Genomic DNA, 13184 nt, shown 5'->3' on the forward strand with positions numbered 1-13184 from the left:
CGTCCCAGACCAATCCGATACTCCCATGCCTCAACCTCCATATCCCGAAGGCACAGGGAATCACGATAAATCAATAACCGCAACTGTAGTACTAGAGCCGGGTGCGTTTAAACGGAAACGCACCCGGCTCCAAGTCCTTGTTCAGCGAGCGGATTCACGCTCCAAAGCGATTCCGCTTTTCCGCGATCCGCTCTATTGCATGGATGGTGAAGAAGCGGACAATCAGTATGGTGATGCCCGCCCCGGTCAGTCACCGGGGCGGGCATCACCCAGCCAGTCGGCGAAGGCGGACAGGGCCGGGCTGGCCGGGCGGGATTTCAGCCAGGTCAGCCAGTAGCGCCCATTCACCGTGCTGGTGGCGAAGGGCTGCACCAGCCGCCCGGCCTCCATTTCACGCGCAAACATCATCACCGGGGCCAGGGCGACGCCATGGCCCTGCAAGGCCGCCTCCACCATCAGCCAGGAACTGTCAAAGATGGGGCCCCGCACCGCCGGACCGTCACACCCCGCTGCCGCGAACCAGTGCGGCCATTCATCGGCGCGGTAGGATCGCAACAGCACTTCGCCTGCCAGATCGGCCGGCTGGCGCAGGCGGGCGGCGACGGCCGGCGGGCAAAGCGGGCTCATCGGTGCTTCAAACAGGCTCAGCGCCTCCATCCCGTGCCAGGCGCCATCACCGAAGCGGATGGCGGCATCCAGCCCCTCGGCGGCGACATCGACCCGGTTATTATTGGTCATGATGCGCAGATCGATGAAGGGGTGGCGTTCGCGGAAATCGGCCAGCCTGGGCAGCAGCCAGCCGACGGCAAAGGTACCCACCACGCCCACCGACAGCACCTCTGTCACCCGCCCCACCTCAAACCGATGCAGCAGGCGGCCGATACGGTCGAAACTGTCGCGCACGCCCGGCAGCAGGGCAATGCCCTCATCCGTCAGCACCAGCCCGCGTGGCAGGCGGCGGAACAGCTTCGCGCCCAGCCGCGCTTCCAGCCCCTTCACCTGATGGCTGACGGCGGCCTGGGTGACGCAGAGTTCGATGGCGGCCTTGGTGAAAGAAAGATGCCGGGCCGATGCCTCAAACGCGCGCAGCGCGTTCAGCGGCAGATGCGGGCGGGTCATGGTGCTATGCCCTAATTTTTTTAATGGCTTTGCCGATTTTACACAGTTTGTCGTAAGGCCGCCAGATGCCTACCCTGTGGCCAGTCAATCGATGGGGATATCAGCGATGGAACGGCGTAATCTATTGACATATATTGGTTTGTTGGGTGCGGCCAGCCTGGCGGCACCGCTGGTTTACCGCATGGCCCAGGCCGGCACGGGCAGTGCCGCCGGCTTTATCGGCATGAGGAAGGATATAGAGGCGCTGGAGAAGGCCAGAGGGGGGCGGCTGGGCGTGGCCGTGCTGGATACCGCCAGCGGCCGCGCCATGGATTGGCGCGGGGATGAGCGGTTTGCCATGTGCAGCACCTTCAAATTCCTGCTGGCCGGCCATGTGCTGGCCCTAGTGGATGCGGGTCAGGAACGGTTGGACCGTACCCTGCCCGTGCCCCCCAAGGAAAAGCTGCTGGATTGGTCGCCGGCCACGACGCCCCATGCCGGTGGCAACATGGATATTGCCGCCCTCTGCCATGGCATCATCACGCAGAGCGACAATAGCGGGGCCAATATCCTGCTGGAGGCGACGGGCGGGCCAGGGGCGCTGACGGCCTGGCTGCGCCAATTGGGTGACACGATTACCCGTTGTGACCGGCCGGAACCAACGGCCAATCTGGTGCCGGGCGGGGAATTGCGGGATACCACCACGCCGGTTTCCATGCTGGGCCTGATGCGCATCATCTTGCTGGGTAACGCCCTGTCGGCCCCGTCGCGCACGCAACTGACCGATTGGCTGATCGCCAATACGACTGGCGACACCCGCCTGCGCGCCGGGTTGCCGGCGGGGTGGAAGGTGGGGGACAAGACGGGGGCGTGGGATGATGCCGCCAACGACATTGCCATCATCTGGCCCAAGGGCGCCACCGCCCCGCTGCTGATCACCAGCTATTACCGCCAGCCCGACCTGGACGGCAAAGGCCGCAACGCCGTGCTGGCGGAGGTGGGGCGGATCGTGGCACGGGGGGTGTTATCCTAAGTGCCATGATCCATGGCTCATGGGCTCAAGGTTCCGCGTAAAGCGCCAGACAGGCGGCGGGCGGTGGTGGCGGGGCCTTGGGCGGGGACGGCGGCTTGGGGCTGGGCGGGGGTGGTTCAAACCAGCTCATCAGTTCCGCCCCGCAGCCATCGCCGGGTGGCGGCGGTTCCTGCCCCTCGCACTGGCCGGCCCCGGCGGGGCAGGACAGGCGGACATGGAAATGCGCCGCATGGCCGAACCAGGGGCGCAGCTTGGCCAGCCAGGCCCGGTCGCCGGCCGTCTGCTGGCAAAGAGCCAGCTTGATGGCCGGATTGACGAAGATGCGCGACACGCGGGTATCTTCGGCCGCCAGTTGCAGCAATCTGGCCTGGGCCGGGCCGAAACGGGCCGGGTCCACCCGCTGGGCCTTGGCATCCACCATGCTGGCGAAATCCTCCCGCTCCCGTTCCGGCGGGGGCAGCGGGGGGAGGTCCAGCACAAACCAGATATCGGCATCCAGCCCCATCTGGTGGCTGGCATGGCCGGTGGGCATCCGCCCGCCGCGCACCATACCCAGATCGCCGATGGCCAGCCGGCCCAGTTTTTCCGCACTGGCCTTGCCCGCCAGATCATGCAGATAGGCCAGCAGGTCCGGGTGGCCCCAGTTGCGGCGGCGGGACAGGTTCATCACCTGATATCCCGCCCCTTCCGCGGGCAATTCCACCGCCCCCCGGATGCAGCCATTGGCATAGCTGCCGATGGGATCGGGCGCGCCCTTGCCCGGCGTGCGCAGGCTTTGCGGTTTGGGGGGATCGGCGGCCAGAGCACCCGGTACCGCCAACAGCAGGAAACCAGCCAGGGCCAGGGCCCACCCATTGCGCAAAGCCGCCTCCGTCGCCAATGAACCCGCTTTATACCATCGGCACGAAATCATGACCGATGGTCACGCTTTCGTGCCCCTCAATCGCCGGCGCCAGCATCCGCTGGCTTGGCTACGCCGCACGTGCGGCGCGGCGGCAGTCGCCGCCGTACCAATGGTCATAAATTATGACCATTGGTATTATTCCGCCGCCTTGTTGGCGGCTTCGATCTCCGCGACCTTGGCTTCGACCAGCCCGACCAGATGGTCGACAATGCCCTGGTCCTTCAGCCGGTGCGCCGACACGCCGCCCAGATAGATCTGATGGGTGTTCTTGCCGCCACCGGTCAGGCCGATATCGGTCATGGTGGCCTCCCCCGGCCCATTCACCACGCATCCGATGACGGAAACGGTCAGCGGCGTGGTGATGTGGGACAGCCGTTCCTCCAGCACCTCCACCGTCTTGATCACGTCGAACTGCTGGCGCGCACAGGACGGGCAGGAAATGACGGTCACACCCCGGCGGCGCAGGCCCAGGCTTTTCAGCATCTCGTAGCCTACCTTCACCTCTTCCACCGGATCGGCGGAGAGCGAGACGCGGATCGTGTCGCCGATGCCGGACCAGAGCAACATGCCCAGCCCGATGGAGCTTTTCACCGTACCGGCGCGCAGGCCCCCGGCCTCCGTGATGCCGATATGCAGCGGGTAGTCACAGGCATCGGCCAGCCCCTGATAGGCGGCAACGGCCATGAAGACGTCTGACGCCTTCACCGAAATCTTGAATTCGCGGAAATCATGGTCTTCCAGGATTTTCGCGTGGGTCAGGGCACTTTCCACCAGCGCGTCGGGGCAGGGCTCCCCATAGCGTTCCAGCAATTCCCGCTCCAGGCTGCCGGCATTGACGCCGATGCGCATGGAACAGCCATGGTCCTTGGCGGCGGCAACAACCTCCCGCACCCGCTCCGGGCTGCCAATATTACCGGGATTGATGCGCAGGCAGGCCGCACCTGCCTCTGCCGCCTCGATCGCGCGACGGTAATGGAAATGGATGTCGGCCACGATGGGCACGCGGGCGGCGGCGACAATTTCCTTCAGCGCCGCCGTGCTTTCCTCATCCGGGCAGGAGACGCGGACAATATCGGCCCCGGCCTCCTCCGCCCGGCGGATCTGTTCGATCGTGGCCTTGGCATCGGCGGTGACCGTGTTGGTCATGGTCTGCACAGTGATGGGCGAATCGCCACCCACCGGCACCGACCCGACATGGATCAGGCGGGACTTGCGGCGCAGAATCTGGCGCCAGGGGCGGTGGTGGCTGTGATCGGCGGTCATGGCGATGGGCGTCCGGGCCGTGGCTTCATGAAGGGAACTGTTGCTGCTGAAAATCGGCCATCGGCCGGGCAAAAACAAGGGGCGGCACCGGTATGCCCGGTCCGCCCCTTTTCCAACAGGCTTCCGCCGCGTTGCCGTTCAGCGCCCGGTCAACGCGTCGGGCGTAAGGGGCACCCCGCGCATCACCTGCGACTTGGCGCCCAGCGGGGCCAGATCGCGCCCGTCCAGCGTGACCAGCAGCCCGCCGGCATTGCCGGTATTCAAGATCAGCCCCGGCACGTCGGGCGCGCGGAACAGGTCACCGCGGCGCAGCACGCGCGAGGCCCAGAGCGTGCCCTTGCCGTCCTTCACCTCAATCCAGCTGTCTTCCAGCGCGCGGATGGTAACGCGCGCAGTGCCTTCCGCCAGACCATAGACCCGGCCGCTGGGCGGCACATCGCTGGTGACCGCCGGTTTGGGTGCCGGGGTGGCCCCGGCGGGCGGGGCCGCATCGGTGGTGACCACCGGCTCCGATTCCGGCACGGCCGGATCGGTTGGCGGCGGCGGCGTCATGCCCTGGCCCAGATCGGGCAGCTGCGGCACCTCGCTCTCCTCCTCGCCCATCGGGCCGGCGGGGCTGGTGTCGGTGGCGGGCATCCCGGCATCAGCGGCGGTACCGGCCGGGTTGGCCGGCGGCAGGGCCGCGCCGGGTGCCGCACCGCTGGCCCCGATTTCAGGCGCGGTGGGGCTGGAGGCGCCGACCAGCGCTTCCACCTGCCCCGCGCTCATCTGCGTGGTGGTGGGTGTGGGCGGCGGCGGGGTGGGCAATTGCTCCCCATAAATCAGCTTGGACAGACGTTCCGGCAGTTCCGGCACCAGATCGCCCACCGACCGGTCGGACGCCGACAGCGCATACCAGCCCCCATAGACCAGCAGGCCCAACAGGGCCGCAATCAGCATCACCGCCCCGCCCGGCACACGGTTTTCATTCACCGGTTCGGGGAAATAGAGTTCCTGGGCCTGATCCTGGCCGGCCGAGTCCTGCTTGAAACGCTGCAAAACGGCGCCGGCATCCAGCCCCACCGTCTGGGCATAGGTGCGCAGGAAGCCCACCGTATAGGCCTGACCGGGCAGGTCGCCCCAGCGCCCCTCTTCAATCGCTTCCAGGTAATGCTGGCGGATGCGCAGGCCCGCCGCCAGCTCCGGCAACCCATAGCCCAGCGCCTCGCGTTGCTGGCGCAGCCATTCGCCGACATGGCGCGGGCCGGCGACCGGCGGCGGTTCCGCCGCAGCAGCCCCCGCCATGTCGCGCATATCCTGTGATCGCCCGTGATGATCCGCCATGGCTCCCCTGCCGGTTTGGCCCCAGCCCCTCCGATGCCGGCACCGGTCCCGGTGACGGGCGGTGCCGGAATGATCTACCTCTCTCTTAACAACCCCATCCCTGCGGCGCAACAAGGGTGCCGGGGGATCGGGGGTGTGACAATTGCGGGCAGCACACGATGGTACGCCTCGCCAACGCATGGGGGTGCGGCATCAGGGCCGACTGGTGGTGCGCCAGGAACATCATTATAAAGACGTGGAACGTGATGTCCGGGTGCCGAAGGCAGGTGTCGCCCCATCATGCTTGTTCGACCGCTGGTGCGGCGGGGTTACTGGAACGGCAAACCGTCCCCCCGATGCCGGACCACCAGCGGGGTTCGATCTATGGATAATGTTTGCGATGTACGTGATTTACATGGCCCTCGGGCTGCTGATCGGCCTGCCGTTCGCCGGCATTTTCTATTACGCCATCTGGATGATGCTGACCGGCGATCCGGGTGGTCCCGACCACCGGCTTTGAGAGGCGGCGGGCGGCGTCGCTGCTTTCCGGGTTCGGTTGTCCTGGCAGCGCTGCTGCTGTTCAGCCCCTTTCCCGCCCTGGCGGGGGTGGGCGATGCGCCGCCGCTGCGGGCCCCCGGCGTGGCGGCGGATGATGCGCGGCGCATTGTTGATATCAACAGCCCGCCCTGGGATGCCGTGGCGCGGGTGCAGACCAATATCGGCAGCCGCTGCACCGGCACCCTGGTGGCGCCCCGGCTGGTGCTGACGGCGGCGCATTGCCTTTATAATCACCGCACCCGCCAGCTGTTGCAGCCGGTTTCCCTGCATGTGCTGTTCGGCTATGCGCTGGGGGAGTATCGCACCCATCTGACAGTGGAATCGCTGCAGGTGGGGGCCGGCTATGACGGTACCAAACCAGGGGCCAGCCTGGGGCGCGACTGGGCCTTGCTGCGCCTGTCCGGCGATGCTGGCGTGCGGCCGCTGCCCTGGCAGGGTACGGCACCGATGGCGGGGCAGATGGTGGCGGTGGCCGGTTTCAGCCAGGACCGCACGCATCTGTTGATGGTGGACCGCGATTGCCCGCTGCGGAACCTGCAGGAAACCGATGCCGGCCGGCTGCTGATCCATGGCTGTTCGGCCAGCCGGGGCACCAGCGGCGGGCCGGTGCTGCAGCAGGAAGGCGGCGTCTGGCGGGTGGTCGGCCTGAACATCGCCGCCGGGACCGGCGGCAATATCGGCCTGTGGCATCCCGCCATCCAGGGTGCCATCACGGGCCGATCCAGCCCCGCAGCAGCACCCTAACCCCTTTGGGCTACTCAGTAAAAGACGGGCATGTCCCCGTCCGATCACAGCTTCCCGGCGTTTGTTTGTGGCAGGGTTTCGGCTCGAACCCCATGCGTCCGTCATTTTGGCGGCGTTCCACAGAATATAGGGAAAAGCAGATGCGTCGTTCCATCGCCGCCGCGCTCGCGGTCCTTCTCGCCGCCGGCAGTGCCTTGCCGGCGCTGGCGCAGAGCAACTCCACGCCGGCCGCCGCGGAAGGGGCCCAGGCCACTGGCAGTGCCGCCGGGGCCGGTGCCGCCGGTGTCGCCAGCGGCACCCTGACCACCGCCGCCGTTGTCGGGGCCGTTGCGGCTGCCGGCATCATCGCCGTCGCCGCCTCTGGTGGGAATGATGATGAACCGAACGGCAGCACCCCGCCCGCCACCAGCACCAGCACCGCCACCAGCACGGCCCGCTGATAAGGCGGCTTGATTTCGGCCCCTTCCGGAATCCACCCGCCCGAGCAAGGCCCGGCCCCCGCGTGATGCGGGGCCGGGCCTTTTCCGTTCCGGGCTTGGCCCGGTGGGGCCATTACCGCTATAGTTCAAGCCCTGCCGCCCGCCGGGCGGTGCCCCCTGCCCCGTGCCGGAGCCGTCCTCCCATGAATGACCTGTTGTCCGGCGACGATATCGACCGTTCCTCCGTCATGTCGGTGCCGGTACAGGTGTCGGTTCGCCTGGGCCGCCGTCGCCTGCGCATCAGCCAGCTGTTGCGCATGGGGCCGGGCGATGTGGTGGATCTGGAACGCGTGGTGGGCGATCCGGTCGATGTCTTCGTCAATGACCGCATGGTGGCGCGCGGCGAACTGGTGGTGGTGGATGGCCGGCTGGGCCTGACCATTGTCGAACTGCTGCCCCAGGCCACCCGCGGCCGCGAGCCGTTGGGGCCCGGCCCCGGAGAGTGAACGGCCAGGGGGCGCAGTCCCAAACCCGCCATAATAAATAGCACACGATATAATCGTTATCTTATTATCGCATGGCTCTGCGCCGATATAATACATAGTGCACGATCTAATTTGGCGCTACCAATCTCCCATCAGCCGGTGCAACCCGCGCCGCAGCGCCAGAGACAAAGGGAGATTTCCCATGAACACGCTTCGTTCCACCGTCGCCGCCATTGCCCTTTCCGCCGCCGCCCTGTTGGGCAGCAGCCTGCCGGGGGCCGCCGCCGCCCCGGTGCTGGAGGCCGGCACCCAGGCCTTTGTGGATGCCGTCGCGGCATCGGGCGGCAGGCCGATCTACAGCCTGTCTTATGAAGAGGCCCGCAATGTGCTGGCCGGCGCCCAGGCGCAGAAACTGGCCAGTGCCGCCACCATTGTGCAGGATACCAGCTTCCCGGCCGGCCCCACCGGCAAGGTGAATGTGCGGATCGTGCGGCCCGCCGGGGCCAAGGGTGACCTGCCGGTGGTGATGTATTTCCACGGCGGCGGCTGGGTGATGGGCGACCGCAACACCCATGATCATCTGATCCGCGAATTGTCCGCCGCCGCCCAAGCCGCCGTCGTCTTTGTCGATTACGACCGGGCCCCGGAACTGAAATTCCCCGCCATCAATGAACAGGCCTATGCCGCGGTGGAATATGTGGTGCAGCACGCCCGCTCCCTGGGGCTGGATGGCAGCCGGCTGGCCGTGGCGGGCGACAGTGCCGGCGGCAACATGGCCGCCTCCATCACCCTGCTGGCCAAGGAGCGCAAGGGCCCGAAGATCAGCCACCAGCTGCTGTTCTATCCGGTGACCGATGATGTGTCGGCCAATGCCTCCTATCAGGCCTTCGGTGAAGGGCCGTGGTTGACGGAAAAGGCCATGCATTACTTCCTGGATGCCACCTTCCCGGCCGACACGCGCAACAGCCCCATCGCCTTCCCCTTGAAAGCGGATGTGGAACAGCTGCGCGGCCTGCCCCCGGCCACCATCCTGGTGGCGGAAAATGACCTGCTGCGGGAAGAGGGCGAAGCCTATGGCCGCAAGCTGACCCAGGCCGGCGTGTCGGTGATGAGCACCCGTTACAACGGCACCATTCATGATTTCGTGATGCTGAACGGGCTGGCCAATACGCCCGCCGCCAAGGCCGCCATTGCCCAGGGCGCTGCCGCACTGAAGGCCGCTTTTGCCGCCAAGTAATACCAGCGGCACGAAATCATGGCCGATGGTCACGCTTTCGCGCCCCTTAATCGCCGCGCAGCCTCCGCTGGCTTGGCTACGCAGCACGTGCGGCGCGGCGGCGGTCGCAGCATTACCAACGGTCATCAATGGTGACCGTTGATATAACAAAAGCCCAAAAAAAGGGGGGCAGTATTGCCACCGCCCCCCTTTTTTATATACCCAAATGCTGGAAGAATCCTTGGGCTATGATTTCCCGATGGGTTGGAATCTAAGTGGTAGAAGGGGTTGGAGTTCGTCTCGACAACAGACGATATTCTGGAGGAAAATTTCTATCGTATCTTTAAGAGCCTCTCAAAGAGTTTTCACTTCTTTTCCAGTCTGTTAATAAAATTCAAGGCGGAATTTTACTGTCCACCGACCGGCATCAGCCCCATCTCCCGCAGCACCCCGGCCAGGATTTCATATGACCGGATGCGGGCCTGATGGTCGTAGATCTGGGCAGCGACGATGACCTCATCCGGCCGGGTCAGGGCCAGCAGGGCGGTCAGCCGGTCGCGCAGCGTTTCCGGCCCGCCCACCGCACCAAAGCCCAGGGCGCGGCGGATGCCCGCCAGCTCATGCGGGGCCATGCCGGCTTCCACATTCGCATCGGGCGGTGGCAGCAGGCCGGGGTTGCCCCGGCGCAGGGCCAGGAACTGCTGCTGGATGGAGGTGAACAGCAGCCGCGCCGTTTCATCATCATCGGCGGCATAGACATTCAGCCCCACCATGGCATGGGGCTTGGCCAGTCGGGCCGACGGGCGGAAGCGTGACCGGTACAGCTCCAGTGCCTCCACCACATAATCCGGCGCGAAATGGGAGGCGAAACCGTAGGGCAGGCCCAGTTCCGCCGCCAGTTCCGCCCCGAACAGGGATGATCCCAGAATCCAGACCGGGATATCCATCCCTTCCCCCGGTACGGCGCGCACCCGCGCCAGCGCATCCACCGGGCCGAAATATCCCAGCAGTTCCACGACATCGCGCGGAAAACTGTCGCCCGACCCGGCCAGGGTGCGGCGCAGGGCGGCCGCCGTCGCCCCATCGGTGCCCGGTGCGCGGCCCAGCCCCAGATCGATCCGGCCGGGGAACAGCGCTTCCAGCGTGCCGAACTGTTCGGCCACCTGCAGCGGCGCATGGTTGGGCAGCATGATGCCGCCCGCCCCCACCCGGATGCGGCTGGTCGCAGCGGCGACATGGCCGATCACCACCGCGGTGGCGGCACTGGCGATGCCCGGCATGGCATGATGTTCGGCCAGCCAATAGCGCCGGTACCCCAGCGCCTCGGCATGGCGGGCCAGATCGGCGCTGTTGCGCAGCGCCTGGGCGATATCGGCCCCGCGCGGTACGGGCGACAGGTCCAGCACGGAAAAGGGGATGGCATTCATAGCGGCGGCATCCGGCTCAATAATGAACCATCAGCATAAGGCCGGCAGCCCAGGCCGGCTGTGATGGGGCACACGGGGGTGGGCGGACCGTGTTGAAGGGACGGGAAATTTCAACATGATTGAAATAAAATAATGATGGGGCGGGGGATTATTATATTTGCCAGAAAACTTACTGATCCCAGATGAATGTTAGCGCAATCAAAGCGATAATTTCCTATACCGACGTATATGTAATCTGTTTCGTCCATGACTATTGAAGGAATGCGCCTAATCCTGCTCGGGATTTATCCACCTCCTGTCCGGGTGCCGTGATGAACCTCTCTCGCTTCAGTATCTCTGCCCGCATTCTCGGCGTCATCATTTTGCTGGGACTGCTGACACTGTTTGTCTCTCTCTTCGCCAGCCAGCGGCTGACGAAGGTCGATGATGCTTACAGTGACCTGTTGGCCGGCGACGTCACGGCCACGATTGAACTGGCCCGCGCCAACCGCGCCATCACCGCCGTTGGTCGCCAGACCTACAAGCTTATTGCCCAGTCAGACGATGCCCGGATGCAGGCAGCGATCGAGAACGTCAGTCGCAACCGTGACGCTGTGCTGACGGCTTATGAGAGTGTCGCCAAAATTATACCCGAACATGCCGATGAAATTGCACAGTTGCGGGGTCGGTTTGAGGACTTGATGCGCGATTACGATCAGATCAAGCCTTTGGCATTGGCCAACAAGAATGAAGAAGCCCTGTCTATTTTAAATGCAAAATTCGATCCCAAGCTTGATGCTTTGCGGGATAATAATGTCAAGCTGACCGATCTGGTTCGTAAGAATATGAACGAAAATTCCGACCAGCTTACGGCAGACTCTATTTTCGCCCGCAACCTTATCCTGTCACTGTCGGCACTGGGTCTGCTGCTGTTCGGCGGTCTGGCCCTTTACATCGCCCGCTTCACCATTTCCGGCCCCATCGGCAAGCTGACGGGGGCCGTGGCAGAGGTGGCGGGTGGCAATCTGACCATCATTGTGCCGGGCCTTGGGCGGGGTGACGAAATCGGCCAGCTGGCTGCCGGTCTGGAAACGTTCAGGAACAATGCCATCCGCGCCCGTGAACTGGAAGAAGAGGCCAAGCGCGCCGAGCTGCGGGCGGAAGAAGAACGCCGCAGTGCCATGCTGACCCTGGCGGATAATTTCGAATCCAGCGTGATGAGTGTCGTCTCCCTGGTGGCCTCTGCCGCGACCGAGCTGAACGCCAATGCCCAGTCGTTGGCCGCCGGGGCCGAACAGGCCCGCAGCCAGACCAGCATCGTGTCGGCCGCTACCGAACAGACCTCCGCCAATGTGCAGACGGTCGCCGCCTCCGCGGAGGAAATGACCAGCTCCATCGGGGAGATCACCCGCCAGGTCGGCACCTCTGCCAGCATCGCCCGCACGGCGGCCGAGCGGGCCCAGGGTACCAACCAGACCATCCAGAATCTGGCGGCTGAGGCCGACGCCATCGGCGCCGTGGTGAAGCTGATCGCCGAGATTGCCAGCCAGACCAACCTGCTGGCCCTGAATGCCACGATTGAGGCCGCCCGCGCCGGCGATGCCGGCAAGGGCTTTGCCGTGGTGGCGTCGGAAGTGAAGAGCTTGGCCAGCCAGACGGCGAAAGCGACGGAGGATATCTCCGCCCGCATCAACAGCATCCAGCAGGCCACCAACAATGCCGTGACCGCGACGCTGGAAATTACCCGCACCATCGCGGAGATCAACCAGATCGCCACCGCCATTGCAGCGGCGGTGGAAGAACAGGATGCAGCGACCCGCGAAATCGCCCGCAATGTGCAGCAGGCCGCCGTCGGCACCCAGGAAATCGCCGACAATATCACCGGCGTGCAGCAGACTTCCCACGAAACCAGCCAGTCGGCCGGCAGCGTGCTGGGTGCCGCCGGCAGCCTGTCACGCGAAGCAGAAACCCTTCGGGCGCAGGTGATCAACTTCATTCAGCGTGTCCGCGCCGCCTGATCATCATATCGCCCCCCTTTCCCCCAGCGGGAAAGGGGGCAACAATCGGCACCGGCCCGGCCGGCATTGGGTGGCACCCCCAATGCCGGCCGGGTTTTATTTATGGGGCTGCTGGGGTGACGTCCGGGACCGCCAAACTGTCGCTGGGCGCCAGCTGTATCTGATTGAGCATCCCCACGATCAGATCGGCCGTCTGCTGCGCATTCATCTGCACATGCGGCTGCTGTTTCAGGTGATCCACCGCTGTGACACAGGCAGCCAACAAGGGGCGCATCTCCGCCAACCCCTGCTGTCGTCGGGCCCGTTCCGCCAGCAGGGCGCCCTGCGCCTGGGACAGGGCGACAGTCAGGCGCGCATTCTCCGCCTGCAGATAGGACATCACGGCCCTGGCATCCCCATTATCGGGGATGCTGGCGGCATCCGGGGGCGCGACGGCCTCCACCAGCATCGGCCCCTGGCCGGTCAACAGCCATTGCACATTGCCGCCCAGTTCCGCCAGCCGCAGCAAGGTCTCCCCGTTTGGCAGTTCGCCTTTCTCGTAACGCTGCCAGCTGTTGCGCGTCACACCCGCTCGGTTGGCCATATCTGTCTGGCTAAGGCACCATTTTTCGCGCAGGGAGCGGAAACGATTGGAGACGGTCATATCGTTCCCCTCCCCAATCCGACATGCCAGCATGACATTCTATTTATGTAGTAAAATCGAGGAGATAAGCCATTTTTGCCGGTGGGGTCTGGATG

General features: G+C 65.1%; 12 protein-coding genes. 6 read left to right on the top strand and 6 right to left on the bottom strand.

The features are described from left to right. Positions 1-246: 246 nt before the first annotated feature. Positions 247-1119, bottom strand: coding sequence for a LysR family transcriptional regulator (locus tag CHB97_RS24140; RefSeq protein WP_089290587.1), 873 nt, complete (start codon positions 1117-1119; stop codon positions 247-249). 106 nt (positions 1120-1225) lie between these two features. Here CHB97_RS24140 and bla point away from each other — a divergent pair, with 106 nt between their 5' ends. Beyond that, complete coding sequence (gene bla / locus CHB97_RS24145; RefSeq protein ID WP_089290588.1) at positions 1226-2131, top strand: class A beta-lactamase; 906 nt, start codon at positions 1226-1228, stop codon at positions 2129-2131. A gap of 25 nt (positions 2132-2156) precedes the next feature. On the opposite strand, the gene mepA is transcribed toward bla, so the two are convergent. The 3 genes from mepA to CHB97_RS24160 all read right to left on the bottom strand — a co-directional run bounded on the left by mepA (position 2157) and on the right by CHB97_RS24160 (position 5582). After that, the gene (gene mepA, locus CHB97_RS24150) at positions 2157-2993 is read right to left on the bottom strand and encodes a penicillin-insensitive murein endopeptidase (RefSeq protein WP_200820109.1); all 837 of its coding nucleotides are present in this window, start codon (positions 2991-2993) and stop codon (positions 2157-2159) included. 177 nt (positions 2994-3170) lie between these two features. After that, on the bottom strand, positions 3171-4298 hold the full coding sequence (gene ispG / locus CHB97_RS24155) for a flavodoxin-dependent (E)-4-hydroxy-3-methylbut-2-enyl-diphosphate synthase (RefSeq protein WP_089290621.1): 1128 nt from the start codon (positions 4296-4298) through the stop codon (positions 3171-3173). A 138-nt stretch (positions 4299-4436) separates the two neighbouring features. Next, the gene (locus CHB97_RS24160; protein WP_160106223.1) at positions 4437-5582 is read right to left on the bottom strand and encodes a helix-turn-helix domain-containing protein; all 1146 of its coding nucleotides are present in this window, start codon (positions 5580-5582) and stop codon (positions 4437-4439) included. Between the two features lie 534 nt (positions 5583-6116). Here CHB97_RS24160 and CHB97_RS24165 point away from each other — a divergent pair. From CHB97_RS24165 to CHB97_RS24180, 4 genes are all read left to right on the top strand, one after another. Further along, complete coding sequence (locus tag CHB97_RS24165; RefSeq protein WP_160106225.1) at positions 6117-6902, top strand: serine protease; 786 nt, start codon at positions 6117-6119, stop codon at positions 6900-6902. A gap of 140 nt (positions 6903-7042) precedes the next feature. Further along, positions 7043-7342 (top strand): hypothetical protein, encoded by a 300-nt coding sequence (locus CHB97_RS24170; protein ID WP_160106227.1) that lies wholly within the window; start codon positions 7043-7045, stop codon positions 7340-7342. A 182-nt stretch (positions 7343-7524) separates the two neighbouring features. Next, positions 7525-7827, top strand: a complete 303-nt coding sequence (fliN, locus tag CHB97_RS24175) for a flagellar motor switch protein FliN (protein WP_153202677.1) — start codon at positions 7525-7527, stop codon at positions 7825-7827. Positions 7828-8008: 181 nt separating this feature from the next. Next, on the top strand, positions 8009-9043 hold the full coding sequence (locus CHB97_RS24180) for an alpha/beta hydrolase (RefSeq protein ID WP_089290593.1): 1035 nt from the start codon (positions 8009-8011) through the stop codon (positions 9041-9043). 386 nt (positions 9044-9429) lie between these two features. Here the strand turns inward: CHB97_RS24180 and CHB97_RS24185 are convergent, their stop codons facing one another. Further along, positions 9430-10449: an LLM class flavin-dependent oxidoreductase gene (locus CHB97_RS24185; RefSeq protein ID WP_089290594.1), complete on the bottom strand. Its 1020-nt coding sequence runs from the start codon at positions 10447-10449 to the stop codon at positions 9430-9432. Between the two features lie 311 nt (positions 10450-10760). Between CHB97_RS24185 and CHB97_RS24190 the strand changes: the two genes are divergently transcribed. Then, on the top strand, positions 10761-12446 hold the full coding sequence (locus CHB97_RS24190; RefSeq protein WP_089290595.1) for a methyl-accepting chemotaxis protein: 1686 nt from the start codon (positions 10761-10763) through the stop codon (positions 12444-12446). A 100-nt stretch (positions 12447-12546) separates the two neighbouring features. Here CHB97_RS24190 and CHB97_RS24195 read toward each other — a convergent pair whose 3' ends face one another. Next, entirely contained in the window at positions 12547-13089 is a 543-nt protein-coding gene (locus CHB97_RS24195; RefSeq protein WP_160106229.1) for a helix-turn-helix domain-containing protein, read from the bottom strand. Positions 13090-13184 lie beyond the last annotated feature (95 nt).

Source organism: Azospirillum sp. RU38E, from assembly GCF_900188385.1.
Lineage (GTDB): Bacteria > Pseudomonadota > Alphaproteobacteria > Azospirillales > Azospirillaceae > Niveispirillum.

Excerpts from the sequence above, each read along its gene's own strand:
- CHB97_RS24140 (WP_089290587.1), bottom strand. The coding sequence starts at position 1,119 with ATGACCCGCCCGCATCTGCCGCTGAACGCGCTGCGCGCGTTTGAGGCA.
- bla (WP_089290588.1), top strand. The coding sequence starts at position 1,226 with ATGGAACGGCGTAATCTATTGACATATATTGGTTTGTTGGGTGCGGCC.
- ispG (WP_089290621.1), bottom strand. The coding sequence starts at position 4,298 with ATGACCGCCGATCACAGCCACCACCGCCCCTGGCGCCAGATTCTGCGC.
- CHB97_RS24160 (WP_160106223.1), bottom strand. The coding sequence starts at position 5,582 with ATGGCGGGGGCTGCTGCGGCGGAACCGCCGCCGGTCGCCGGCCCGCGC.
- CHB97_RS24170 (WP_160106227.1), top strand. The coding sequence starts at position 7,043 with ATGCGTCGTTCCATCGCCGCCGCGCTCGCGGTCCTTCTCGCCGCCGGC.
- fliN (WP_153202677.1), top strand. The coding sequence starts at position 7,525 with ATGAATGACCTGTTGTCCGGCGACGATATCGACCGTTCCTCCGTCATG.
- CHB97_RS24180 (WP_089290593.1), top strand. The coding sequence starts at position 8,009 with ATGAACACGCTTCGTTCCACCGTCGCCGCCATTGCCCTTTCCGCCGCC.
- CHB97_RS24185 (WP_089290594.1), bottom strand. The coding sequence starts at position 10,449 with ATGAATGCCATCCCCTTTTCCGTGCTGGACCTGTCGCCCGTACCGCGC.
- CHB97_RS24190 (WP_089290595.1), top strand. The coding sequence starts at position 10,761 with ATGAACCTCTCTCGCTTCAGTATCTCTGCCCGCATTCTCGGCGTCATC.
- CHB97_RS24195 (WP_160106229.1), bottom strand. The coding sequence starts at position 13,089 with ATGACCGTCTCCAATCGTTTCCGCTCCCTGCGCGAAAAATGGTGCCTT.